General features: G+C 65.8%; 23 protein-coding genes. 12 read left to right on the forward strand and 11 right to left on the reverse strand.

The window, feature by feature from the left end:
• Nucleotides 1–105 precede the first annotated feature (105 nt).
• The gene (locus ACMDW7_RS11815) at nt 106–1569 is read right to left on the reverse strand and encodes a DUF4832 domain-containing protein (RefSeq protein WP_377300554.1); all 1464 of its coding nucleotides are present in this window, start codon (nt 1567–1569) and stop codon (nt 106–108) included.
• A 512-nt stretch (nt 1570–2081) separates the two neighbouring features.
• Between ACMDW7_RS11815 and ACMDW7_RS11820 the strand changes: the two genes are divergently transcribed.
• The 4 genes from ACMDW7_RS11820 to ACMDW7_RS11835 all read left to right on the forward strand — a co-directional run bounded on the left by ACMDW7_RS11820 (nt 2082) and on the right by ACMDW7_RS11835 (nt 5997).
• Entirely contained in the window at nt 2082–2750 is a 669-nt protein-coding gene (locus ACMDW7_RS11820) for a hypothetical protein (protein ID WP_377300553.1), read from the forward strand.
• A gap of 108 nt (nt 2751–2858) precedes the next feature.
• The gene (locus ACMDW7_RS11825; protein WP_377300552.1) at nt 2859–3488 is read left to right on the forward strand and encodes a DUF998 domain-containing protein; all 630 of its coding nucleotides are present in this window, start codon (nt 2859–2861) and stop codon (nt 3486–3488) included.
• A 294-nt stretch (nt 3489–3782) separates the two neighbouring features.
• Nucleotides 3783–5102: a hypothetical protein gene (locus ACMDW7_RS11830; RefSeq protein ID WP_377300551.1), complete on the forward strand. Its 1320-nt coding sequence runs from the start codon at nt 3783–3785 to the stop codon at nt 5100–5102.
• A gap of 34 nt (nt 5103–5136) precedes the next feature.
• Entirely contained in the window at nt 5137–5997 is an 861-nt protein-coding gene (locus tag ACMDW7_RS11835) for a DNA adenine methylase (protein ID WP_377300550.1), read from the forward strand.
• A 3-nt stretch (nt 5998–6000) separates the two neighbouring features.
• On the opposite strand, the gene ACMDW7_RS11840 is transcribed toward ACMDW7_RS11835, so the two are convergent.
• Entirely contained in the window at nt 6001–6462 is a 462-nt protein-coding gene (locus ACMDW7_RS11840; RefSeq protein WP_377300549.1) for an Lrp/AsnC ligand binding domain-containing protein, read from the reverse strand.
• A gap of 154 nt (nt 6463–6616) precedes the next feature.
• Between ACMDW7_RS11840 and putA the strand changes: the two genes are divergently transcribed.
• The 4 genes from putA to ACMDW7_RS11860 all read left to right on the forward strand — a co-directional run bounded on the left by putA (nt 6617) and on the right by ACMDW7_RS11860 (nt 11941).
• Nucleotides 6617–9718 (forward strand): bifunctional proline dehydrogenase/L-glutamate gamma-semialdehyde dehydrogenase PutA, encoded by a 3102-nt coding sequence (gene putA / locus ACMDW7_RS11845; RefSeq protein WP_377300548.1) that lies wholly within the window; start codon nt 6617–6619, stop codon nt 9716–9718.
• Between the two features lie 97 nt (nt 9719–9815).
• The gene (locus tag ACMDW7_RS11850) at nt 9816–10343 is read left to right on the forward strand and encodes an energy transducer TonB (protein ID WP_377300547.1); all 528 of its coding nucleotides are present in this window, start codon (nt 9816–9818) and stop codon (nt 10341–10343) included.
• Nucleotides 10340–11170 carry a pyrroline-5-carboxylate reductase gene (proC, locus tag ACMDW7_RS11855; RefSeq protein WP_377300546.1) on the forward strand — a complete coding sequence of 277 codons (831 nt, stop codon included), beginning with the start codon at nt 10340–10342 and terminating at the stop codon, nt 11168–11170. The genes ACMDW7_RS11850 and proC overlap by 4 nt, the downstream gene beginning before the upstream one ends.
• A 21-nt stretch (nt 11171–11191) precedes the next feature.
• Nucleotides 11192–11941: an NYN domain-containing protein gene (locus tag ACMDW7_RS11860; protein ID WP_377300545.1), complete on the forward strand. Its 750-nt coding sequence runs from the start codon at nt 11192–11194 to the stop codon at nt 11939–11941.
• Nucleotides 11942–11963: 22 nt separating this feature from the next.
• Here ACMDW7_RS11860 and ACMDW7_RS11865 read toward each other — a convergent pair whose 3' ends face one another.
• The 7 genes from ACMDW7_RS11865 to ACMDW7_RS11895 form a co-directional block, all read right to left on the reverse strand.
• Nucleotides 11964–12518, reverse strand: a complete 555-nt coding sequence (locus ACMDW7_RS11865) for a hemerythrin domain-containing protein (protein ID WP_377300544.1) — start codon at nt 12516–12518, stop codon at nt 11964–11966.
• Between the two features lie 162 nt (nt 12519–12680).
• Nucleotides 12681–13538: a 4-hydroxybenzoate octaprenyltransferase gene (ubiA, locus tag ACMDW7_RS11870; RefSeq protein ID WP_377300543.1), complete on the reverse strand. Its 858-nt coding sequence runs from the start codon at nt 13536–13538 to the stop codon at nt 12681–12683.
• A gap of 70 nt (nt 13539–13608) precedes the next feature.
• Nucleotides 13609–14127 carry a Dps family protein gene (locus ACMDW7_RS11875; RefSeq protein WP_377300542.1) on the reverse strand — a complete coding sequence of 173 codons (519 nt, stop codon included), beginning with the start codon at nt 14125–14127 and terminating at the stop codon, nt 13609–13611.
• A gap of 95 nt (nt 14128–14222) precedes the next feature.
• Nucleotides 14223–15167, reverse strand: a complete 945-nt coding sequence (locus ACMDW7_RS11880) for a LysR substrate-binding domain-containing protein (protein WP_377300541.1) — start codon at nt 15165–15167, stop codon at nt 14223–14225.
• Between the two features lie 207 nt (nt 15168–15374).
• Nucleotides 15375–16235 carry a fumarylacetoacetate hydrolase family protein gene (locus ACMDW7_RS11885; protein ID WP_377300540.1) on the reverse strand — a complete coding sequence of 287 codons (861 nt, stop codon included), beginning with the start codon at nt 16233–16235 and terminating at the stop codon, nt 15375–15377.
• A 13-nt stretch (nt 16236–16248) separates the two neighbouring features.
• Complete coding sequence (gene recG, locus ACMDW7_RS11890) at nt 16249–18459, reverse strand: ATP-dependent DNA helicase RecG (RefSeq protein WP_377300539.1); 2211 nt, start codon at nt 18457–18459, stop codon at nt 16249–16251.
• Between the two features lie 34 nt (nt 18460–18493).
• Nucleotides 18494–18874 carry a RidA family protein gene (locus ACMDW7_RS11895; RefSeq protein WP_377300538.1) on the reverse strand — a complete coding sequence of 127 codons (381 nt, stop codon included), beginning with the start codon at nt 18872–18874 and terminating at the stop codon, nt 18494–18496.
• 221 nt (nt 18875–19095) lie between these two features.
• Between ACMDW7_RS11895 and ACMDW7_RS11900 the strand changes: the two genes are divergently transcribed.
• Entirely contained in the window at nt 19096–21000 is a 1905-nt protein-coding gene (locus ACMDW7_RS11900) for a PhoX family protein (RefSeq protein ID WP_377300537.1), read from the forward strand.
• A gap of 237 nt (nt 21001–21237) precedes the next feature.
• Here ACMDW7_RS11900 and ACMDW7_RS11905 read toward each other — a convergent pair whose 3' ends face one another.
• Nucleotides 21238–21582 (reverse strand): HNH endonuclease signature motif containing protein, encoded by a 345-nt coding sequence (locus ACMDW7_RS11905; RefSeq protein ID WP_377300536.1) that lies wholly within the window; start codon nt 21580–21582, stop codon nt 21238–21240.
• A gap of 82 nt (nt 21583–21664) precedes the next feature.
• Here ACMDW7_RS11905 and ACMDW7_RS11910 point away from each other — a divergent pair, with 82 nt between their 5' ends.
• From ACMDW7_RS11910 to ACMDW7_RS11920, 3 genes are all read left to right on the forward strand, one after another.
• On the forward strand, nt 21665–22006 hold the full coding sequence (locus ACMDW7_RS11910) for a hypothetical protein (protein WP_377300535.1): 342 nt from the start codon (nt 21665–21667) through the stop codon (nt 22004–22006).
• A 209-nt stretch (nt 22007–22215) separates the two neighbouring features.
• On the forward strand, nt 22216–23583 hold the full coding sequence (gene miaB / locus ACMDW7_RS11915) for a tRNA (N6-isopentenyl adenosine(37)-C2)-methylthiotransferase MiaB (protein ID WP_377300534.1): 1368 nt from the start codon (nt 22216–22218) through the stop codon (nt 23581–23583).
• On the forward strand, nt 23580–24170 hold the full coding sequence (locus ACMDW7_RS11920; RefSeq protein ID WP_377300533.1) for a GNAT family N-acetyltransferase: 591 nt from the start codon (nt 23580–23582) through the stop codon (nt 24168–24170). The genes miaB and ACMDW7_RS11920 overlap by 4 nt, the downstream gene beginning before the upstream one ends.
• A gap of 30 nt (nt 24171–24200) precedes the next feature.
• On the opposite strand, the gene asd is transcribed toward ACMDW7_RS11920, so the two are convergent.
• Nucleotides 24201–25046 carry an archaetidylserine decarboxylase gene (asd, locus tag ACMDW7_RS11925; RefSeq protein WP_377300532.1) on the reverse strand — a complete coding sequence of 282 codons (846 nt, stop codon included), beginning with the start codon at nt 25044–25046 and terminating at the stop codon, nt 24201–24203.
• Nucleotides 25047–25163 lie beyond the last annotated feature (117 nt).

Genomic DNA, 25163 nt, shown 5'->3' on the forward strand with positions numbered 1-25163 from the left:
GGGTTGCGGCAGCCAGATCGCTCGGGGCCGCGTCGGCTGTCGGCCGGCATCGCATCAATCCGTGCGCGCTGCAAGCCGCTTTCTGCCCAACAACCTCACTGCACCTCAGCGCACCGTCACCCGCCCCAGCACAGACCATCCGCCGTGCAGGGCGTTGTCGCTGCCCCAGGTGCCGGCCAGGGTGGGCAGGTCGTTGGCGAACAGGATGTAGGTGTTGCGGGCGTCCAGCTTCCAGGCGGTGGTCTTGCTGCGTTCGGCGCCGGGCTGGATGACGCGCAGGGCGAGCCGGTAGTCGCCGGCCGCCAGGCCGCTTGGGTCCAAATTGGCGTTGAGCGTGAAGGTGGCCTTGGGGCGCACGGCGCGGAAATCATGGGCCAGGGTCTCGGTGCGCACGGGCTGGTTGTTGGCGTCCAGCAGGGCGATCTGCGTGGTCCAGGCGTGGTAGGTGGGTGCAATGCCCACGTTGCTTCCGTTCACCTGCACGGTCAGCCGGTCGGTGCGGGCCAGGCTCTGGGCAAAGCGCGCGCTGTCGATCTGGAAGGTGTAGCCCATGAGCCGGTGCAGGCGCATGTAGCCGCCGTAGTAAACGTCCGTGGGGCCCTGCGCGTAGGCGCCGGGCGCCATGGTGGAGTAGCGCCCGGTGCGAATCATCGACTCGCCCTTGTCCGTTAGATACAGCGCATTGAGCTCGCGCGGCAGGTCTGCCGCCTCGCGCGGGGGCACCTCGCCGCCAATCGGGCCGTTGAGCCAGGCGCCCGAGGCCGCCAGCGCCGTGTCGAACTCGTCGCTGTGGCCGTTGTTGGGCACAAAGAAGTCGTTGTGAAAGCCCAGGCCGCCGGCCGATTTGAGCGGCTCGCGCCAGGGGTAACGCGCCTGCAGCGGCGTGTCAGTCAGCCGGGTCTTGTAGGCGTCCAGCACCGCGCGGGCCGTGGTGTCTGAAATGGTGTAGCCGCTGCCGTTGGCGTAGCTGAATCCGGCGTTGTGCCACTCACCCCAGTAGCCCAGCACGCCCACCTGCAGGGCGTGCATGCGCGGGTCGGCGTTGTAGCGGCTGGCCAGGGCCTGAATGGCCGCCGTCACCTCGGCCACGAAGCGGGCGTCGTTGTAGTCGGTGAGCCAGGCCTCGCCGGCCAGGGTGTCGGACTGCACGCCCTTGATGCGCCGCACCCCCACCTGATCAAACAGCCAGGCGGGGCAGCTGGTGGTGGATTCTCTGAACCAGTCGCAATACAGGCGCAGCACCACATGCTTGCCGCGCGTGCCCGGCCGGTCCAGGATCTCCTCCACCTTGGCCCAGTCGTACACGCCGTTCTGCGGCTCCAGCACCGCCCACGGGATGTACTGGAAGCCCACGCTGGTGTTGGGCAGGTTGGTCCACCAGCCAGAATTCCAGCCCTTGCGCGGGTTGGTGTCCGGCCCCGGCGTCTTGGGGTAGGTCACCGTCACCGCCACCGGCGCCTGGGGCGCAGGCTGCGGGCTGGCGGGCGCACTGCCACCGCCACCACAGGCCGCCAGCGCGAGCCCCACCGCCAGCGCCACCACGGCCCCGCCCCAAGTGCGTGCGTTCATTGCCACTCCCCCCACTGTTGTTGTGTGCGCCGGCGCGGTCTTGCTCCCTGGGCAGCCCGCCGGGCTGCCGCACTGTAGCGCCGGGGCAGTGCGGCCAGGCAGGCGCGCGGACGCCGGGTGTGGACAGGTGTCTCGGGTACGTGGGCGGGGTGCAACATCGCGCGGGGCTGGGGCGGCGCTGATGCCGTCCTGCGGTCCGCAAGCCCGCATCCGCGAAGCCGGACCGAGCATTCATGCGGTTCTTCAGGCCAAAGTGGCTCAAGAGCCGCATGGATCAGGCGAGAACGCCTCCGCATTGCACCGCCCGGCACCTGGGCCGTTGCGGCAGCGTTGCAAGCCTGCCCGCCCCCACTGCACACGCCACGCCGGCTGCGGCATAGTCGGTGCAGCCTGCTTTGGAGCCCCCGATGCGCCGCGCGCTTTCCGCCCTTGCCCTGTTTGCCCCTTTGCGTGTCCTTCTCGGTGCCCTTCTGCGTGCCCCGCTGCGGGCCACCCTGCTTGCGGCCTCTGTAATGACCGCCGCGCTCAGCCTGCCGGTGCCGGCCGCGGCGCAGACGCCGCCGGTGGAGATGAACACCGACCGTGCGAGCTTCATGGTGGTGCTGCGCGAAAGCCCCGGGCAGAACCGGCCGGACGACCGCTTCACCCCCACCGGGCCCACCAAGCTCAAGCTGCCCGACGGCAAGGAGATCGAGCTCAACCACGCGTGGTGGGAGTACATCGGCGATCTGCATGTGCGCTTTGTGTTCGACAGCCCCGCCATCATGCGCAACGCCACGCCCGACGAGCTGGAAAAGATCGGCATCAAGACGGTGGACGACGCCCTGACCCTGGCTGTGGCCAACATCCGCCGCACCTACGGCGCTCCGCGCAGCCAGCCTCTGGCCGGCGGCGTGATGAGCGTGCTCGGCCGGTCTGAAGACCTCAACAGCAGCTACTTCCTGGACCGCCCCTTCTGGCAAGACCTGCTCAAGCAGCACCCCGAGGGCCTGGTAGCCGCCGTGCCCGCGCGCGGCATGCTGCTCTACGCCCCGCTCACCGACACCCGCGCCGTGGGCGCGCTGCGCAACGTGATTGGCGGCATCTACCAGGACGCCGCGCGCCTGCGCGTGTCGTCTGCGCTGTACCTGTTCAAGGACGGCCGCTGGACCGTGTTCCAGGCCCCAGCGGCGAAGAACTGAGGCCCGGGAGGCGAAATGAAGAATGGCTTCTGTAGCGCGTCTTCAGGCCAAAGTGGCTGAAGAACCGCATGGGACAAGCGGAGCCTGTTCACAAACACTCAGAACCTGATGCACCCCACCCTGCTCCGCTTTTCCCTCGCCTGTGCCGTGGCCGTGCCGCTGGCTTACTTTGGCGCGCAGGTGCTGGGCGCGGCGTTCTACCCCGGCTTCAGCGTGCTGCGGGACGTCGCCTCCATGCTCGGTTCAGACCGCTCCACCGCGCCCGCTCTATTCAATACCGCCGTGTACGGGGTGGCGCTCATCAGCCTGCTGGCGGCGCCCGGGCTGGGCTGGGGCGTGGCTGGCGCCTTACGTGGGCAAGGCGCGCCCGCCTGGCGCGCCGTGGGCAGTGCGCTGCTGGCCGCCGCGTGTGTGGCCAGCTTCGGGCTGGCGTCCGCCTGGGCCGCCACCTACCCCCTGCCGGACCCGCGGCACAACCCCGGCGCCCTGGGCGCAGGCATGTTTGCCGCCCCCTTCGTGGCCCTGGCCATTGCCCTGCAGCTCAAAGACGCCCGCGCCCTGCGCTGGGTGTGCGCCGCCTGCGTGGTCGGCTTCTTTGCCGTGGCCGGCGTGTACAGCGACCTCATCCCCCTGGACCGCGCCGCCTACAACGGCCTGCTGCAGCGTGTGGGGGCGTTGGTGATGTTGGTGCCGTTGGCGGTGGTGGCATTTGCTTTGTGGCGACGCTATCGGGACTAACCCATTCAAGCGGCGACGGGCAGAATCCTCTAGGCGATTGACTGCTGCACTCAAGATTTTGGGCTATGCCAGCCAGTTGCGTAGTTGGTTCAATCGTGACGGACTTCCAAAACTCACTGTTTCATCATTTGCATGGGCACTAAGGCCTACACGATTCGCAGGTTCTATCGGTACAGACCAAAGTCAGCCCCCGCATATTGATTTGTTGCCATCGAACGGTTTACGCTTGGCTCAACGCCTTAGTCAACTATTTGAGGCGCCCTTACGCCTCATGTGAAGAGATTGCGAGAAGCTATGTCAAAATCAAAGCCCGACGCCTTCTATGAAGACTCCATAGCATTGACTCGCATTCATCTTGACCCTGAAAACGTACGACATGATCCAATTAACGACGAAGCCAAAATAATTGGCCAGCTTACGTCTATTGAGAAAGTGCTTGAACTCGCAAAAGACATTGCAGAGAAGGGTAGCGTAAGCCCCCTAGATCGAATCGGTGTAATCGAAATGGACGGCAATCCAGGACATTACATTGCAGTGGAAGGAAACCGCCGTACGTGCGCCCTCAAGCTTCTGCATGACCCTCGAAAAGCACCTACCAAGAAACTCGAGGTAGCTTTTTCAACACTTAAACAAGATTTCAACGTTCCGACGAAGCTTCCCGTCGTAGTTTTTTCTAGCCGAGAGGCTGCGCGTCCGTGGTTAAGCCTAAGGCACCTTGGTGAGCAGGATGGAGTTGGAACTAGGCCTTGGAATCCGAGTGCAAAGAATCGATATGCAAAAGGTGATACACCAGATCAACTAGCTGTCGCTGTGCTAGACCGCGCTCAGGCGGCTGGTTGGATTGACAGCAGCCAAAGAAAAGAAATCAGCGTTACAACATTAACGCGCTATCTGAAGAATCCAGTCGTTCGCGCAACTTTGGGCTTGGCCTCTGCTTCACAACTCAAGTTTACACATGATGCAGAAGAGGTCGATGCTGCCTTGCGCCAATTCCTTTCGGATGCTCGCCCTCAGGGCAATAAGGAAGCGATACTATCTTCACGAACAAAGGTTGCCGAGCGCTTGGCTTATGCACAATCTTTACACGATACAGGTATAGCACCGAAGACGAGACTCCCTGCTCCCTCTGATCCTCCGCCACCGCAGCCAAGGGATGACAAAAAACCGAGAAACCCCGTCAACCCAGACAAACGAGCGACTATTGCTAAAAGCTCCTTTGTATCTAAGCACCCGGACAAGAATCTCCAACGCCTGCTCATCGAGCTACGCAAACTCAGACCAGATGATGGTTTCTATTTTTCAGCAAACTACCTCGTTAGGGCTGTGATTGAGCGCGTACTAGTTCTTTACGCTATTGATAAAGGATTTCACAGATCTGGTATCCCCGACCATCATTTGGTTAAACTCTGCCACGAGCATCTCGAGAAAAATGGCGTTCCGCAAAATCAAGTGAAGATAATGCGTACGGCCGCATCGAATAAGGACGCGCTTTACAGCCTGGACACACTGGGTTCTGCGGTCCATGGCGCTCACGTTCCAACGCGGGCGAGCTTGATAGCAGTATGGGATAACTGGGAACCCTGCCTCAGGCTCATGCTGGATAGAATTAACTGATAACAGTAATCTTTAGCAGATCTCCGCTTACACAATGCCAACAACCGTCACACCACTTCGCTACCCAGGTGGTAAGAGTCAACTCACACCATTTGTGGCCGAGCTACTACGTGCAAATGGTCTAAGTGGTGGCGTATACGCAGAACCATATGCAGGAGGCGCTGGACTTGCTTGGGCACTACTGCTTAGCGGCCAAGCGAGCGAGATCTGGATTAACGACATCGATCAGGGCATATTTAGCTTTTGGCATTCGGTGCTCAACAACACAGAGCAGCTATGCAGCCGAATCGAGAAAACCCGAATCACTATGCAGACATGGCACACCCAGCGCGAGGTCATGTTGTCAAACACAGGGTCGCGCCTTGACATTGGTTTTGCAACGTTGTTCCTCAATCGCACCAATCGCTCGGGAATCATTTCTGGAGGCGTTATTGGCGGCAAAAACCAAGACGGAAATTATAAACTGGACTGTCGATTCAACAGGGATGAGCTGATAGCAAAAATCAGACGCATCGGTAGTTATCGTGAGGTCGTAAAGCTAACGCAAATTGATGCGAGAGCCTGCATAGCAAAGTGGGGAAAAGAGTTACCCAAAAAAGGGCTTATGAACATCGACCCCCCGTACTTTGCCAAAGGTCGCGATCTGTACACAAATTTCTATAGACCGGACGACCACAAACTAGTAGCCAATGTCATCTCGAAGTTAAAGTGTCCATGGATCTTGACATACGACGACACCCCAGAAATCTGTGCGCTTTACTCGAAGTTTCGCATCTATAGGAAAGCGCTCGCGTACTCCGCCCAAGTGAAGCGTCAAGCGAATGAGCTGTTAGTTATTTCCCCCAAAATCAATCTGTCTTGCGAGAGTAGTGAAGAGCTAGCACAGGCGGCGTAAGCGCTACACCACCATCACCGCCCCAGTTGCCTTCACCTCCTCCATCACGGGGTAGGTGTGGGTCTCGCGGATGCCGGGCCAGCTCCATAGGCTCTTGCCCATGAGCGCGCGGTAGGCGGCCATGTCGGCCACGCGCACTTTCACCAAGTAGTCAAAGCCGCCGGCCACCATGTGGCACTCCTGCACCTCGGGCAGGGCGCGCACCTCCTGCTTGAAGCGCTCGAACACATCGGGCGTGGTGCGGTCCAGCTTCACTTCCACAAAGGCGAGCATGGCGGCGCCGAGCTTGTCTGGGTTGAGCTCGGCGCGGTAGCCGCGGATGTAGCCCTCGCGCGTGAGGCGCTTCACGCGCTCCAGACAGGCCGCGGGGCTCAGGTGCACCAGGCTGGCGAGCCGGGCATTGGTAATGCGGCCGTCTTCCTGCAGGATGCGAAGAATGGCGCGGTCTGTGCGATCGATGTCCATGGATCTGCCTAGTTTTCTGCGGTTTGGCCGAATCTTATTCGGCTTGAACGCCTGAATCACGAAGCTCATTTCGCGCAAAGCTGTTCACAATGCAGCACCTTCTGCGCGGGCCGCTTCTGGCCTGTGCCCTGCACCTGCCGTGAGCTGACTGACCATGAAGCCTTCTGACCTGCCACCCAGCCTGACCGCCACCCTCACCGGCCCCGCGCCCCTGCGCACCGGCGCGCCCTACCGCGATGAGCTGGCGCACTGCCGCGCCCTGCTGGCGCGTGTGGAGCCGCAGCGGGCGGTGCTGGAAGGCAGCCGCACCCGCGCCAACGTGTGGATTGAGGCGCTGCGCCGCAAGGAGCAGCCGCCCTTTGCGGTGGAGCGCCTGCTGGCGCAGTTCCCCATCAGCACGGCCGAGGGCCTGGCCCTGCTGCGCCTGGCCGAGGCGCTGCTGCGCATTCCGGATGTGGATACCGCCGCGCTGCTGGCGGCCGACGTGTTTGCGCCGGCCACCTTCAACAAGCAGGACGAAGAAGACATGATCGCCAAGGCGACGCGCAGCGCGATCAGCCTGGGCAAGAAGCTGCTGCCGGAAGGCGAAAGCGAGCTGGCGGAGAGCCTGCTCACCAAGCTGGGCGCGCAGACCTTTGTGCGTGCCAGCCGCGCCGCGGTGGCGGTGCTGAGCCAGCAGTTTGTGTTTGCCAGCAACATCAATGACGGCGTGGACCGCGCCGCCAAGAACAGCAAAGAGACGGTGAGCTTCGACATGCTGGGCGAAGGCGCCCGCAACGAGGCCCAGGCCAAGCGCTACCTCGCGGCCTATCACGAGGCGATCATTGCCACGGCCAAGCTGCAAAAAGGTGGTGCGGAGCCACACCGCGGCGCGAACGTGTCCATCAAGCTCACCGCCCTGCACCCGCGCTTTGAAGAAGTGCAGCGCGCCCACGTGCTACCCGAGATGCTGGAGCGCGTGGCCCCGCTGGTGGAAGAAGCGCTCAAGCTGAATGTGCCCATCACCATCGATGCCGAGGAAAGCGAGCGGCTGGAACTCTCGCTCGACCTCATCGAGGCGCTGATTGAAAGAACCAAGCCCGCACCCTACATGCTGGGCCTGGCCATTCAGGCCTATGGCCTGCGCGCGCTGGACACCATCAGCCACATTGGGGATCTGGCCGCCAAGCACGGCGTGAAGATTGCGGTGCGCCTGGTCAAGGGCGCCTATTGGGACGCTGAAGTGAAGCGCGCCCAGGAGCTGGGCCTGCCCAACTACCCGGTGTTCACGCACAAGCAGCACACAGACCTGTCTTACCTGGCCTGCGCCACGCGCCTGTTTGAGCTGCACGACCGCATCTACCCGATGTTTGCCACGCACAACGCGGCCACGCTGGCCGCCATTCGCGCGCTGGCCGGCAGCAACACGCACTACGAGTTCCAGCGCCTGCACGGCATGGGCGAAAGCCTGTACGAAGTGGCCGCGGCGGACCTGAACGTGCCCGTGCGCATCTACGCCCCGGTGGGCGAGCCGCGCGACCTGCTGGCCTACCTGGTGCGCCGCCTGCTGGAAAACGGCGCCAACACGAGCTTTGTGCACCAGCTGGCCGACCCGCGCGTGCCGGCGGCCCTGCTGACTGAGCTGCCGTTCAACATCGCCGCGCAGCCGGCGCTGCCGATGCCGGTAGCGCTGTATGGCGCCAGCCGCGCCAACAGCAAGGGGCTGGATCTGCAGATGCGCGCTGCGGTGCAGACCGAACTGGCTTCTCGCGCTTCTGGCGCGGGTTTCGAGGCATTTTGTCTTGGAACACCGCATGGATCCTGGGCCCCCACGCCCAAAGCCCCGGTATTGAGCCCCAATGACGGCACCCAGGTGGGTACCGTGCAGTGGGCCACCAAGCAAGACGTGGCCATGGCCATCGAGACTGCACACGCCGCCTGGCCTTACTGGGAAGCCCGCCCGGTCACGGAGCGCGCCGACATGCTGCGCCGCGCGGCCGACGCGCTGGAAGCACAGATGCCCGCCTACCTGCACCTTCTGGCCATTGAAGCCGGCAAGACCTATGCAGACGGCGTGGCCGAGGTGCGCGAGGCTGTGGACTTCCTGCGTTACTACGCCCACCAGGCCGAACACCTGATGGCCCCCGACCACCTGCCCGGCCCCACCGGCGAAACCAATGTGCTCACCGCCCGCGGCCGCGGCGTGTGGGTGTGCATCAGCCCGTGGAACTTCCCGCTGGCCATCTTTGCGGGGCAGGTGGCCGCCGCACTCGTCACGGGCAACAGCGTGATTGCCAAGCCCGCCGAACAGACGCCGCTGGTGGCGCACGCCTTCGTGAAGCTCATGTACGAGGCCGGCGTGCCGCAGGACGCGCTCTACTGCCTGCCCGGCGCCGGTGAAGTGGGCGCCGCACTCACGCAGCACCCGCTCACCGCCGGCGTGGCCTTCACCGGCTCCACCCAGGTGGCCAAGCTGATTGCCGCCACACTCGCCACCAAGCCCGGCCCGCTGGCCCCGCTGATTGCCGAGACCGGCGGCATCAACGCCATGATCGTGGACAGCACCGCTCTGCCCGAGCAGGTGATTGATGCCGTGGTGATGAGCGCCTTCCGCTCGGCCGGCCAGCGCTGCTCGGCCCTGCGCGTGCTCTGCGTGCAGGACGACATTGCCGACGAACTGATTGCCGGCATTGGCGGCGCGCTGGAAGTGCTGCGCATGGGCCACCCGGCCGATGCCGCCACGGATGTGGGCCCCATCATCGACCGCGAGGCACTCGAGCGCCTGCAGAACTACGAGCGTGAACTGAGCAGCCGCGGCAAGGCCGTAGGCGGCGCGCCCAAGCTGCCGGACGGTGCCCTGGCTGCCGGCCACTTCTTTGCCCCCGTGGCCTACGAGCTGCCCAGCCTGGCCGATGTGAAGGAAGAAGTCTTCGGCCCGGTGCTGCACATCGTGCGCTACAAGGCCAAGGCGCTGGACGCGCTGATGGACCAGATCAACGCCCTGGGCTACGGCCTCACGCTGGGCGTGCAGACGCGCATCACGGCGCGGGCCGAGGCCATTGCGCGCAAGCTGCGCGTGGGCAATGTGTACGTGAACCGCAGCATGATCGGCGCCGTGGTGGGCGTGCAGCCCTTCGGCGGCCAGGGCCTCTCCGGCACCGGCCCCAAGGCGGGTGGCCCGCACTACCTCACCCGCTTCGTGACCGAACAGACCGTGACCATCAACACCGCGGCCGCGGGCGGCAACGCCACGCTGCTGGCGAGTTTTGGGTCGTAGTGTTGGGCGTGTTTTTGGGCCGATGACGCGCGGTAAGCGGGCGGCGCAGCTGCGCTGCTCGCTATGCTGCAGCGCTGATCGACCCAAGGAGTGCTTCATGGCCAAAGCGGCCGAATTCATGGTCTGTGCTGCGGTTGCCGCTCTGCTGATCGCCCACAGTGCGGTACATGCCCAGCAGGACAACGCGCCTTCTGCATCTGCCAGCCCGCGTTCGGCCCAGAACACCACTCAAAGCGCAGACTCGGCTGCGGGCCAAGACGACGCCGAGGCCGACGCGTCACCCCTGGACTGCAGCACGTTCAAGCGCGAGCAACGCTGGCGCGGCTCGCGCACCGAGCAGCGTCCGGACGGTTCGGAATTCGTCTCGCCGCAGATGCGGGTTGCCTCGCCGATCTACCCGGTCAACGAACTGCGCAAGGGCCTGAGCGGCACGGTGCTGATCGAGTTCACCATCGAGGCCGATGGCCAGCCGACGGAACTGGTGATTCAGCAGACGCCCGGGCCGGCCTTCTCAAGGTACGCACGAGCCTCGGTGCTCTGCTCGCAGTACCGCCCGGCCACAGTCAACGGCGCGCCCGTGGCCATGCGCGTGCGCCTTCCCTTCCGCTACGAGATCCAGCCATGACCACTTCCACGCGCATCGCCTTCATCGGCGGCGGCAACATGGCCACCGCCATCATCGACGGCCTGCTGGCCGCGGGCCGCACGCCGGCTGACTTCTTTGTGGTGGAGCCGTTCGAGGCCACGCGCCAGGTGTCAGTGGCCAAGGGCATCGCCACCACCACGGAGCCCACCGCCGGCTTGAGCGAGTGCGGCATCTGGGTGCTGGCCACCAAGCCGCAGACCCTGCAGGGCGCTTGCGAGGCTGCACGCCCCTTCCTGAAGGCCGACACGATGGTGGTGAGCATTGCCGCCGGCATGCGCATTGAAACCATTGCGCTCTGGCTGGGTGGCCATGGCCGCGTGGTACGCACCATGCCCAACACGCCAGCCAAGGTGGGCCTGGGCCTGACCGGCATGTTTGCCACCGCCGGCTGCAGCGCCGCAGACAAGGCCGCCGCAGAGGCCGTGTTTGCGGCCACGGGCGAGCGCATGTGGGTCGCCACCGAAGCCATGCTCGACCCCATCACGGCGATCACAGGCAGCGGCCCGGGCTACGTGTTCTATTTCATGGAAGCCATGGAGCGCGCCGCCATCGAACTCGGCTTCACGCCGGACGAGGCCCGCAAGCTGTCTGTAGCCGCCTTTCGCGGCGCGGCCGAATTGGCCAAGCAGGACCCCGAGCCACTGGCCACCCTGCGTGAACGCGTGACCAGCAAGGGCGGCACCACCTATGCGGCGCTCTCCCACATGTGGGACGCCAAGGTGGGCGAAACCATCACCGCGGCCCTGCACAAGGCCAGCGAACGCGCAGCCGAAATGGCCGAGCAGCTGGCGAAGCCGGCGAAGTAGTTCAAAACCGAGGAGCGCGTCATGGTGCCAGCAAGCGATGGAAACCTCTCACTCGCAGTACTGATTGACGCGGACAACGCGAACCCCGGCATCGTCGACGGCCTGCTGGCCGAGGTGGCGAAGTTTGGTGTGGCGAGCGTGAAGCGCATCTACGGCGACTGGACGACGCCGAACCTCGGTGCATGGAAGCAGGTGCTGCTGGAGCACTCCATCCAGCCGGTCCAGCAGTTCCGCTACACCACAGGCAAGAACGCCACCGACAGCGCCATGATCATCGACGCCATGGACTTGCTGTATTCAGGCACCTACGACGGCTTCTGCATCGTGTCCAGCGACAGCGACTTCACGCGCCTTGCGTCACGCCTGCGGGAAGCCGGCAAGCGGGTGATGGGCTTTGGCGAGAAGAAGACACCCAAGCCCTTTGTGAGCGCCTGCGATCGCTTCATCTACACGGAGGTCTTCCTGCCCGCCGAAAACGAGCCGGAAGCCGCGAAAGCCAAATCTGCCAAGGAGCTTCGGCAAGACACTCGGCTGATGAATCTCATTCGCAAAGCGATCGAAGAGACGTCCGACGACGATGGCTGGGCACACCTCGGCGGAGTGGGCTCCAACGTCTCCAAACAAGCGCCGGAGTTTCAGGCGCGCAACTACGGCTACGCCAAGCTGAGTGATCTCGTCGAGGCGATCGGCCTGTTTGAAACCGTACGCCGCGAGAAAGGCGTTCTGGTGCGCGACAAGAAGACCAAGCCAAAGGGCGGGAACGGCGCGTAAGGCCCATGCCGCGCCGCAGCACTCAGGCCTGCTTCTCGACTTCTTTCTGCGGCAGATCCAACCCGCGGCGCCGGGCCATGGCGCGGCCGGCGGCGTGGCGTACGTCAGCAAGCAGCAGGCGCTGCGCGTAAGGCAGCACGATGCTGTCCTCGATGGCGAGGTGGCGCTGAGTGGCGTCGCGGAACTGGCGCACGAGCAGGCCGTCCAGTTGCACGGCGTCGCCGGCGGCGATGGACTGCAGGTCCACGCGCAGGAAGGCCCAGAGTTCGTCGAGCTTCTGGTGTTCCTCGTGCAGCTCATCGAGCGTCAGGCGAAGCGGGTCGTCTTCAGCCACGCAGGCGCGCAGCGCGGGGTAGACGTCTTCGTCTTCGTCCTGATGATGCAGGGGGGCGGCGATGTCGAAGTAGCGCAGGATGGAAGCCGCAGCGCTTGCGGTCTCTTCACTGGCGCCACGGGTGCCGAGGAAGGCTTCGAGCCGGCGCAGCGTGTCCAGTGAATGCTGCATGCGGCCATGGCAGGCGCTGAGCATTTCGATCGGGTCGTCGAAGGTGGCGACGGGCTGATCTCGAAAGGGCATCGGAGGAGGCGCCCCGGCACTTCGGCCGGGTTACTGGTTGAGTTGTTGAATTGTCCGACAAGACGCGTCGGGAATCCATGCGGCGCAAGTAACTTCGGGTAAGTCCTGCTGCGTGATTGCCATAGCGCAAAGTGCGCCGTGATGCAGCTCAGATCGGGCCACTCAGCGCAACGCAAACTGCAGCGCAATGCCTGCAAAAAGCGCCAGCCCCACCCAGTGATTCGACTTGAAAGCCGCAAAGCAGGCAGCGCGGTCCCGGCTGAAGACCTTGGGCGCCTGAACGCCACACAGGGCCGCGGCCACGGCCAGGCCGATCCATGCCGCCAGCCCCATGCCCATGAACTCGATGGCCAGGGCCATCATGCCGATGAACAGGATGTGGCAGACCATGACGGCCGTGGCATCAAAGCGGCCGAAGGTGATGGCGGAGGTCTTCAGACCCAGCTTGAGATCGTCGGGCTTGTCGGCCATGGCGTAGGCGGTGTCGTAGCCCAGGGTCCAGAGGAGGTTGGCCGCAAACAGCCACCAGGCCATCGGCGGGATGCCGCCCTGCACCGCCGCAAAGGCCATGGGGATGCCGAAGGAAAACGCCACGCCCAGCACCAGTTGCGGCATGGGAAAGAAGCGCTTGAAAAACGGATAGGTGGCAGCCACCGCCAGCGCGGCAAAGGACAGCTGCACCGTGAGCGTGTTCTGGGTCAGCACCAGCGCAAAGGCCACGAGTGCAAGCACAGCCGCCACGGCCACGGCCTCCTTCGCGCTGATCTTGCCGCTGGTCAGCACGCGCTGCTCCGTGCGCTGCACATGGCGGTCGAAGTCGCGGTCGGCGTAGTCATTGATGGCGCAGCCGGCCGAGCGCATCAAAAAGGTGCCCAGCACAAACACGATCAGCGTGCCCAGCGGCGGCACGCCATTGGCGGCGATCCACAGCGCCCAAAGCGTGGGCCAGAGCAGCAGCAGCGTGCCGACGGGCTTGTCCCAGCGGATCAGCAGCAGGTAGAGCTTGAGGCGTTCTTGCATGTCAAAAAAAGCGCCGCAGGTGCGGCGCATTGCATGGATGGGCCGCAGGATAGCCCTGCGGCGGGTGCGATCAGCTCTCGAGCAGCGAGCGCAGCATCCAGGCGGTCTTTTCGTGGATGTCCAGGCGCTGGGTGATGAGGTCGGCGGTGGGCTGGTCGTCGGCCTTGTCGGCCAGCGGGAAGACGGCGCGCGCGGTCTTGGCGACGGCCTCGTGCCCACGGTGCAGCAGGCTGATCATCTCGGTGGCCTTGGGCACGCCCGCCGGCTCCTTGATGGAGGACAGCATGCCGAACTGCGCGTAGGTGCCCGGCGCGTGGAAGCCCAGGGCGCGGATGCGCTCGGCGATCGGGTCCACGGCGTTCCACAGCTCGGTGTACTGGGTCATGAACATGGTGTGCAGGGTGTTGAACTGCGGGCCGGTGACGTTCCAGTGGAAGTTGTGCGTCATCAGGTAGAGCGTGTAGGTGTCGGCCAGCAGGTGCGAGAGGCCTTCGGCGATCTTCTCGCGGTCCTTGGCGCTGATGCCGATGTCGATCATCGAGGTGCTGGCGGGGGACACGGCCGCTTTGGCGGCAGACTTCTTGGCCATGGGGTACTCCTTCGGAGGGGGATCTGGGTCAGGGTTGAGTGTGTGGGTGAGGCAAGCCTACACGCGACAGGTTCCTTGCATGTGTTCGGCAGCGCTCATTGCGGCTTGGCCGGCTCGTCGAGCATGTGTACGCCCGGCAGCTCGCTCTCAATGACGGCCTTGCGCACCGCCTCCACCGCGGGCAGGCGCGTGAAGCTCTTGCGCCAGGCCAGCACCACGCGGCGGTCGGGCACGGGCTTCTCGAAGGGCACGTAGCGCAGCAGGTCGCGCTTGCTGGGCTTCTCGGGTACGGAGCTGGCGGGCAACACCGTCACGCCGATGCCGCCGGCCACCATGTGACGAATGGTTTCCAGCGAGGAGCCCTCGAAGCTCTTCTGCACGCCGTCCGCCCCGGCGGCAAAGCGCGCCATCTCCGGGCAGACCTCCAGCACCTGGTCGCGGAAGCAGTGGCCCACGCCGAGCATGAGCATGGTCTCGCTCTTCAGTTCGGTGGCGGTGACGCTCTTGCGCCCCTCCCAGGCGTGGCCGGCAGGCACCGCCACCACGAAGGGCTCGTCGTACAGGGGCTGCAGCATGAGGCCGGCGTCCGGCAGCGGCAGGGCCATGATGGCGCAGTCGATCTCGCCGGCGCGCAGCATGTCGATCAGCTTCATGGTGAAGTTTTCCTGCAGCAGCAGGGGCATCTGCGGCGCGGCCTTCATGATGGCCGGGATCAGACGCGGCAGCAGGTAGGGCCCGATGGTGTAGATGATGCCCAGCTTCAGCGGACCCACCAGCGGGTTCTTGCCGCTCTTGGCCAGTTCCTTGATGCGGCCGGCTTCCTCCAGCACGCGGCGCGCCTGCTCCACGATCTGCCCGCCCATGGGCGTGACCGACACCTCGGTGGAGCCGCGCTCGAACAAGACCACACCCAGCTCCTCTTCGAGCTTCTTGATGGCCACGGAAAGCGTGGGCTGCGAGACAAAGCAGGTTTCGGCCGCGCGGCCGAAGTGCTTCTCCTTGGCGACGGCGACGATGTAACGCAGTTCAGTGAGCGTCATGCACAGACTCCTGAAAATGAAGATTGGCTCTGGTGGCTGTTCTTCAAGGCAAATTGGCTGGAAAGCCGCATGGGACAAGCGGAAAGCCCAAGTCAGACCGCAACGGGGCCGGGGCTTGCATGCCCCGGCTCTTCACCCGGCGCCGGGCAGTGCCCGACGAAACCCCGGGTTCAGCGGAAGCCGCCTTCAAATGCACTCGGGCACGCATTACCGCGACCACGCCACCACCTCCTGGCGCTGGCTGCCCAGGCCTTCGATGCCCAGGGTCAGTACGTCGCCCACGTCCAGGAATACCGGCGGCTTGAAGCCCATGCCCACGCCGGGCGGGGTGCCGGTGGTGATGAGGTCGCCCGGCTCCAGCGTCATGTATTCGCTGACGTAGCTGATGATCTGCGCCACGTTGAAGATCATGGTGGCGGTGCTGCCGCTTTGGGCGCGGTTGCCGTTGACATCGAGCCAGAGCGTGAGCGCCTGCGGGTCGGGCACCTCGTCGGGCGTGACGAGCCAGGGGCCGGTGGGGCCGAAGCTGTCGTAGCCCTTGCCCTTGTCCCAGGTGCCGCCGCGTTCCATCTGGAAGTTGCGCTCGCTCACGTCGTTCACCACGCAGTAGCCGGCCACGTAGGAAAGCGCTTCGTCCACGCTCACGTGGCGCGCGGTCTTGCCAATCACCACGCCCAGCTCCACCTCCCAGTCCAGCTTGGTGGAATGGGGCGGCTTGATGATGGGGTCGGTCGGGCCGCTGATGCTGCTGGATGCCTTCAGGAAGATGATCGGCTCGGTGGGAACGGGCAAGCCAGCCTCTTTGGCGTGGTCTGCATAGTTCAGGCCGATGCCCACAAACTTGCCCGGCCGCGCAATGCAGCTGCCCCAGCGCCAGCCGCCTTCGGGCGGCGTGGTGACTTCCGGCAGCGCGTTCCAGCCAATGCTGCGCACGCGCGCCGGCAGATCGCTCGCCAGCGCATCGCCGTCGATGTCCTTGACCACATCGGCCAGCGAATACAGCGTGCCGGTGCTGTCGATGACGCCGGGGACTTCCTTGCCCTTGGGGCCGTAGCGAACGAACTTCATGGGCGCTTTCCTCTCAAGCCTTGAGATAGTGTTCACGCCCACCCATCCACCAGCGCAGGCACTCCTGCACGGCGTGGGGGTCATGGGCAAGCAGATCGGTGGCGCAGTCCTGCGCGGCGGCCACCCAGGCCTGGTCTTCTTCCAGATCGGCAAAGCGCAGCAGGGCCAGGCCACTCTGGCGGCTGCCGAGGAATTCGCCGGGGCCGCGCAGCTGCAGGTCGCGCCGGGCGATCTCGAAGCCGTCGGTGGTCTCGCGCATCACCTTCAGGCGCTCCTTGGCCGTGGGTGACAGCGGGCTGGCATACAGCAGCACACAGGCCGACTCCGCCGCGCCGCGCCCCACCCGGCCGCGCAGCTGGTGCAGCTGGGCCAGGCCAAAGCGCTCGGCGTGTTCAATCACCATGAGCGAGGCTGCGGGCACGTCCACGCCCACCTCGATCACGGTGGTGGCCACCAGCACGCGCAGGCGCCCGGCGACGAACTCATCCATCACGGCCTGCTTCTCGGCCGGCGTGAGCCGCCCGTGCACCAGGCCCACCGGAATGGGCGCGAGTTCCTCGGACAGCTGCGCGTGCGCGTCGAGCGCGTTCTGCAGCTCGAGCATCTCGCTTTCTTCGACCAGCGGCACGACCCAGTACACCTGCCCCGAGCTGGCCCACTGGCGCACGCGCTCAATGACCTCGTCCTTCTTCTCCATCGCAAACACCTTGGTCACGATGGGCGTGCGGCCCGGCGGCATCTCGTCGATCACCGAGACATCGAGGTCGGCGTAGTAGGTCATGGCCAGGGTGCGCGGGATCGGCGTGGCGCTCATGGCCAGGATGTGCGGCTCCATGCCGGTGGCCTGCGCGCTCTTGGTGCGCAGCTCCAGGCGCTGACCCACACCAAAGCGGTGCTGCTCATCAATCACCGCCAGCCCCAGGCGCTCGAACTCCACCTTCTCCTGAATCAGTGCGTGCGTGCCGATCACCAGGCGCGCGGCGCCGCTGGCCACGGCGGCCTGGGCCTCGCGCTTGGCCCTGGTCTTCAAGGAGCCGGTCAGCCAGGCCACGGGCACACCCAGGGGCTCGATGAGATCGGCAATCTTGCGGAAATGCTGCTCGGCCAGGATCTCGGTGGGCGACATGAGCGCGGCCTGAAAGCCGTTGTCGATGGCGTGCAGGCAGGCCAGCGCCGCCACGATGGTCTTGCCGCTGCCCACATCGCCCTGCAGCAGGCGGTGCATGGGATAGGGCTGCGCCAGATCCGCCGCAATCTCGCGCCACACCCGGGCCTGAGCGCCCGTGAGCTTGAAGGGCAGGCGGGCGATGAGCTGGGCGGTGAGCGATTCTCTGCCTGCAAGATCGATCAGCCGCGGCGCATTCTTGATGCGCCGCGCCGCCACCGCGCGCTTCAGGCTGAGCTGCTGGGCCAGCAGCTCGTCAAACTTGATGCGCTGCCAGGCCGGGTGGGTGCGGCCCTCCAGGCTGCCGGCACTGACCTCGGCCGAGGGGTGATGCAGCAGGCGCAGGCTCGCGGCCAGGGTCGGCAGCTTCAGGCGCTCGCGCCATGCATCCGGCAGGTAGTCCGGCTGGCCGCTGTCTGCGTAGTGCATGAGCGCGCGGTCCACACCCTTGCGGATCAGGCCCTGCGGCACGCCGGCGCTGGTTGGATACACGGGAGTGAGCGTGGTGGGCAGCGCGGCGTCTTCACCCACGCGCTTCATGCCGGGGTGCACCATCTCGCAGCCCCAGAAGCCGCCGCGCACCTCGCCGCGGGCGCGGATGCGCGTGCCGATGCCCCAGGCCTGCACCTGGCTGCCGTAGAAGTTGAGAAAGCGCAGGCCGATGCTGTCGCCGGCATCGTCGCGCAGGGCCAGCACCAGCTGCCGGCGCGGCTTGTACTTGACCTCGCTGTCGGTGATGACGCCTTCCACCTGCTGATGCTCGCCGGGTGCCAGGTCCGCGATCGGCGTGACGGTGGTTTCGTCCTCGAAGCGCAGCGGCAGGTGCAGCAGAAAGTCCTCGGGCCGGCGCAGGCCGAGCTTGGCCAGCTTGCCGGCCGCGCTGTTGGCGGGTGGCGCCTTGGGTGCGGCTTCAGCTGCGGTCTGGCCCGCAGCCTTCTCTGCTGCCTTGCCGGCTGCCTTTTTGGCTGGCGTCTTGCGCGCCGCCGGCGCAGCCGCGTCACCCGCAGGCTGCTCGCGCGTGCCACGGCCGGCAGCGCGCTTGCGGGGGGCGGTGGCCATCGTGGCGGTCACTGAATGCGCTTCAGGCCGGCGCTCAGTCCAGGGTGATGATCGCTTCGACCTCGAACTCCGCGCCCAACGGCAGCGTGGCCACGCCCACGGTGGAGCGCGCCGGATACGGCTGCGGAATCAGCTCGCCCATGATCTGGTTGACGATGCCGAACTTGCTGATGTCCGTGACGAACAGCGTGAGCTTGACCAGTTGCGTGGGCTCGGCGCCCGCGGCCTTGACCAGCGCCAGCATGTTGGCAAAGGCCTGGCGCACCTGGCCCTCAAAGCCTTCGGCCAGATTCTTGGTGCCGGGAATCAGACCGACCTGACCCGACAGGAACACAAGGTTGCCGGCGCGCACGCCCTGGCTGTAGGGGCCGACGGCGGCGGGTGCGTCGGTGCTGGAGATGATGGTCTTGGGCATGGCGGTCCTTGTTGGCGTGAAGCGAAGCCGGGTTGGCGCAGGGCGGGGGCAAAGGATTGTGTCGATTGACCCCGGCTATTGAAGCGCCAGAGTTTATTGAGGCGCGGTGGGCACAACAAGTCGGGGCCGGGCTGCGGCAGGCTGTCATGGTGCACTGTCACAGACACGTCACGCACCCCTCCTACGGTGCTGCTCTTTCATACACCCTCCGGAACGCTGCCATGGCCAAAGACTTTTCCTTGATGGAAGACAGCAACCGCTCGTCCAACCCCAGCATCCACAGCCTGTCGGACCCGGCACGCCGCCGCGTGCTGCAGGGCGGTCTGGCGGCGGCGGTCAGCGGCCTGTTCGCCCCGCTGGCCAGCCTGGCGCAGACCGCTCCTGCTGCCCCGATGCGCTACAGCGGCAAGCTGGGCTTTGTGGGCGTGTCCGTCGCCACCACCGACACCGTGAACGTGCCCATGGGCTACACGGCCGAGGTGCTCTACCGCTGGGGCGACGCAGTGGGCATCGCCGGCAACCTGCCTACCTACAAGCCGGACGCCAGCAACACCGCCGCCGAGCAGGCCGCCCAGGCCGGCATGCACCACGACGGCATCCACTTCTTTCCCTTGGATGGCAGCAAGCGCGGCCTGCTCGCCATGAACCATGAGTACGTGGACGACGGCCTGCTGCACACCGACGGCATGCGCACCTGGAGCGCCGAGAAGGTGGCCAAGAGCCAGGCGGCGCACGGCGTATCCGTGATCGAGGTGGCGCAGACCGCGCAGGGCTGGCAGGTGGTGCGGCCCAGCCGCTATGCCCGCCGCATCACCGCCACCACGCCTATGCGCATCGCCGGGCCGGCCGCCGGCCACGCCATGATGCGCACCGCCGCCGACCCCGAGGGCACGCGGGTGCTGGGCACCATGAACAACTGCGCCCATGGCTTCACGCCCTGGGGCACCTACCTCACCTGCGAAGAGAACTTCATCAACTACTTCGCCACCGGCGACAACCCGGACGCCCACGCCCGCCGCTGGGGCGCCCGCAAGGAAACGCCCTACCGCTGGGCCGAGTTCGACGAGCGCTTCGACATGACGCGCCACCCCAACGAGTTCAACCGCTTCGGCTGGGTGGTCGAGATCGACCCCATGGACCCGACCAGCACGCCCATCAAGCGCACCGCCCTGGGCCGCGCCGCGCATGAAGGCGCCACCGTCACCACCAGCAAGGACGGCCGCGCCGTGGTCTACATGGGCGAGGACGCCCGCTTTGAATACATCTACAAGTTCGTCAGCCGCGACCGCATCCGCCCCGGTGGCGCCGCCGCCAACCGCGACCTGCTGGACCACGGCACGCTCTACGTGGCGCGCTTTGACGCCGGCGGCCGCGGCGAGTGGATCGAACTGGCCGCCGGCCGTGGCCCGCTCACGGCTGCCGCCGGCTTTGCCACCCAGGGCGACGTGGTCATCAAGGCCCGGCAGGCGAGCGACCTCGTGGGCGCCACCAAGATGGACCGCCCCGAGTGGATTGCCGTGGACCCGAACACCGCTGAGGTCTATTGCACGCTCACCAACAACAGCGAGCGCGGCCGCGAGAACCGCCCCGGTGTGGACGCCGCCAACCCGCGCGCCGACAACACCTTCGGCGCCATCATCCGCTGGAAGGAAGATGGCGACACCGCAGCCACCCGCTTTGCCTGGGACCACTTCGTGCTGGCCGGCGACCCGGCCAATACCGCCGCCAACAAGCAGGGCACCATCCGTGGCGACGTGTTCGGCAGCCCGGATGGCATCTGGGTGGATTCGCGCAGCATCGTGTGGATCCAGACTGACGTATCCACCAGCACCCTGAACCGCGGCGACTACGCGCGCATCGGCAACAACATGATGCTGGCCGCCGACCCGAGCACTGGCGAGATCCGCCGCTTCCTCACCGGCCCGAACGGCTGCGAGATCACCGGCGTCATCACCACGCCGGACCTGCGCACGATGTTCGTGAACATCCAGCACCCCGGTGAACCCGGCAGCGAACGCAGCGACCCCGACCGCCCCACGGCCGTGTCCACCTGGCCCGATGGCGCCCGCCCGCGCAGCGCGACCATCGTGATCCGCAAGAACGACGGCGGGATCATCGGCACCTGACGTCGGGTGGGCGGGCCGGGTGCGTGTTTTCACAAGGCACCCCCGGCTTTCCGCATGTCTGGCGCGGTTCTTCAAGGCATTCGCCTGAAGACGCTTATCAGCAGCGGCTCTTCAGGTACATGCCTTGAAGAACCGCATGGGACAAGCGGAATGCATGCATCAGACCGCAACGGGGCCAGAGCCTGCATGCCCCGGCTCTTCACCCGGCGCCGGGCAGTGCCCTGCGAAACGCTGCGTTCAATCCGCCAGCCGCTCACGCTTCATGCGGCGCGAGTTGTCGTAGAAGGTGGGCGGCTTGCCGGCCACCCAGCGGATGAAACTGGCGATCTCCGGGTGCGCGCGTAGCGCCTCCCAGGTGTTGAAGCGCTCGGCCAGCTCGCGCTCTGAGAACACGGAGTGGATCTTGCGGTGGCAGATCCGGTGAATCAGCGTTTTGTCCTTGCCGCCCTGGCTGCGCGGCACGAGGTGATGCTCATCGGCCGAGGGGCCGGGCACGACCGGCCGGCCGCAGAGCGCGCAGGTCTGCGGCGCGGGGCTGGCGGGCGGTTCGGGCAGGTTGCGCAGGCGGCGGGGGACGACCATCGTGAACAGCGGGCGGCGGGGCGGGGTTGTGCCGTACCGGCCGCGCGAGCAGACAGTGCGGCCTTGCCCCTAAAATCTCGTGATGCGCAAACTTATCAGACCCGCACTGTTCGCCCTGGCGCTGCTGCCCCTGGCAGGCACTGCCCTGGCACAGACGCAGACCACCTTTCGTACCGTGCCGATCCCGGCCGACCCGAAGGTGGCGCCCAAGGCGGTGATCGGCCAGGGCGTGTTCCCGACCGTGCTGCTCAACGGCAAGCCCTTCAAGATGGCGGCCGGCGCAAAGATCTTCGGGACCAACAACCTGATCGTGCTGCACGCCAACCTGCCCGTGGGCGCGGTGGTGCGCTATGCGTTGAACCCCAACGGCGAGGTCCGCACCATCTGGATCCTCACCGACGCGGAGAAGGCCCGCAATCCCTGAGCCTTCGAGTTTTCGCGCGACGGTTTCCCCCGCAGGTTGGATCCGGGGGCTTCGGAAACCGTAGCGAGCGGGTCAAGCTGTGCGCGAGGAGCGCAGGCAGTACGAGTAGTACGACGAGCACCGCAGTGCGCAGATTGGCCCGCGCAGTAGGTTTACGAAGCCCCCGTAACCGCACCGGCTCTAAACCGGCCCCCGGCAAGGAAGTATCTGTGAGTCACAGTCAAGGCAAGAAGCTGTACATCCGCACCTTCGGGTGCCAGATGAACGAGTACGACTCGGACAAGATGGCCGACGTACTGCGGCAAAGCGAGGGGCTCACCCTCACCCAGACGCCCGATGACGCCGATGTCATCCTCTTCAACACCTGCTCGGTGCGCGAGAAGGCGCAGGAGAAGGTCTTCAGCGATCTGGGGCGCGTCAAGCACCTCAAGCAGCAGAACCCCAACCTGATCATCGGTGTGGGCGGCTGCGTGGCCAGCCAGGAAGGCGCGCACATCGTCAGCCGTGCGCCCTATGTGGACGTGGTCTTCGGCCCGCAGACCCTGCACCGCCTGCCCGAACTCATTGAGGCCAAGCGCTCAACCGGCCGCTCGCAGGTGGACATCTCCTTCCCCGAGATCGAGAAGTTCGACAACATGCCGCCGGCCCGCGTGGACGGCCCTACGGCGTTTGTGAGCATCATGGAAGGCTGCAGCAAGTACTGCAGCTTCTGCGTGGTGCCCTACACCCGTGGCACCGAGGTCAGCCGGCCCTTTGAGGACGTGCTCACCGAGATCGCCGATCTGGCCGACCAGGGCGTCAAGGAAGTGACCCTGCTGGGCCAGAACGTGAACGCCTACCGCGGCCAGATGGGCAAGAGCGAGGACTACGCCGACTTCGCGCTGCTGCTGGAGTACGTGCACGAGATCCCGGGCATCCAGCGCATCCGCTACACCACCAGCCACCCCAAGGAAATGACGCAGCGTCTGATCGACGTCTATGCCGAGTACCCCAAGCTGGTCAATTTCCTGCACCTGCCCGTGCAAAGCGGCAGCGACCGCGTGCTGGCCGCCATGAAGCGCGGCTACACCACGCTGGAATACAAGAGCATCATCCGCCGCTTGCGCGCCGTGCGCCCGGACATCTGCATCTCCAGCGATTTCATCGTCGGCTTCCCCGGCGAGACCGAGGACGACTTCGCCAAGACCCTGAAGCTGGTCGAAGACTGCTACTTCGACCAGAGCTTCTCCTTCATCTACAGCCGCCGCCCCGGCACCCCCGCGGCCGACCTGACGGATGACACGCCCCAAGGCGTGAAGCTCGAGCGTCTGCAGCGCCTGCAAGACGTCCTCACCAAGCACGGCAGCGAGATCAGCAGCCGCATGGTGGGCACAGTGCAGAAGGTGCTGGTCGAAGGGCCCTCGCGCAAGGACGCCAGCGAGCTGATGGGCCGCACCGAGAACAACCGCATCGTCAACTTTGCCGGCCAGCCCAGGCTGATCGGCCAGATGGTGGACATGCGCATCACCCAGGCCTACCCCAACTCCCTGCGCGGCGAGCTGGTGACGGTCGATGCGGTGCTGGCCGCGGCCGAGTGAGCCTCACGCCCGAGCCACTGCTTGAACGCCTGAAAGCCGCACCCACCGAGGTGCGGCTTTCTCGTTTGTGCCTGCGCTGGCCGGAGCCCGACACGGCGGCGCTGCGCACGCAGGCCATCAACGCCGCCCTGCCCTTCCTGAACCCCTGGGTCTGGTGGACCGAACAGCCGCTCAACGAGGCGCGCGTGCTGGAGCGCACGCTGGAAGCGCGCGACGCATTTGAGCAGGGCCGCTTCCAGATCTGGCACCTGTGGTCACTGGAGACCGGCGCCTTTCTGGGCGGCATCGACCTGCACAGCTGGGACCTGGATGTACCGCGCTGCCAGCTCGGCTACTGGGCCCTGCCCGACAGCGCGGGCCAAGGCCTGCTGACTGAAGCCTGCCGCTGGGCCGTGGATTGGGCCTTTGCCCAGGGTGTGGCGCGCATCGAGGCCTTCTGCGACTCACGCAACCATGCCTCGCACCGCATGGCGCAGCGCCTGGGCATGCAGCGCGAGGGCATCCTGCACGCCTACACACGCGACATGCACGGCGAGCTGGAAGATGAAGTGGTGTTTGCCATCACGCGCGCCGGGCAGCGCACGTAGGCCGGACAGCGCAGCCGGGCCGGCTAGCGCTCAGGCGGCCGTGCCCATCATCTCCCCCATGCGGATCGCCCCACCCGGCGCCCAGGCCGGGTTGAACTGCATCCAGCCCTTGGGGAAGAGCATCACCACCGTGGAGCCGAGCAGGAAGCGGCCCATCTCCGCGCCCTGCGCAAGTTCGATGGGCTGCTTGTCGTAGCGCCAGTCGCGCACGGCGCCCGGCCGCGGCGGGTTCACCACGCCGTGCCACACCGTGGCCATGCTGCCCACGATGGTGGCGCCCACCAGCACCAGCACAAACGGGCCCCTGGGCGTCTCGAACACGCAGACCACGCGCTCGTTGCGTGCAAACAGGCCCGGCACGCCGCGTGCCGTGGTGGGGTTCACCGAGAACAGCTCGCCGGGCACGTGGATCATGCGCGTCAGCCGCCCGGCGCAGGGCATGTGGATGCGGTGATAGTCCTTGGGGCTCAGGTACAGGCAGGCAAAGCTGCCGTCTCTGAACTGCCCGGCCAGCAGCTCGTCACCGCCCACCAGCGCGGCGGTGCTGTAGTGGTGACCCTTGGCCTGGAAGATCTGGTCGCGCTCAATCGCCCCGAACTGGCTGATGGCGCCGTCCACCGGGCAGATGAAGGGCGCATCGGCCAGCGGGCGGGCGCCCGGCTTGAGCGCGCGGGTGAAGAAGTCGTTGAAGCTGGCGTAGGCCGCGGGGTTGGGCTCGGCGGCCTCGGCCATGTTCACGCCATAGCGGCGGATGAACCACTTGATGACCGACTGCGTGCGCGCGCCGCCCTGGGAGCGGGCCGCCGCCCCGGCCGCGCGGGTCATGAGGCCCTTGGGCATGAGGTACTGGGGCAGGACGGCAAGACGATCGGACACAGCTGAATCTCGGTATGAATGCAACGGCGCGCAGTGTATTGCCGCAGGCACCTGCAAGGCGTGGCGCCAGGGCTTGCGCCCCCCCAACCACCGAGTGGGAGGCGCCATGGCCGGCGG

The sequence above is a fragment of the Piscinibacterium candidicorallinum genome, from assembly GCF_047549485.1.
GTDB classification, from domain to species: domain Bacteria; phylum Pseudomonadota; class Gammaproteobacteria; order Burkholderiales; family Burkholderiaceae_C; genus Piscinibacterium; species Piscinibacterium candidicorallinum.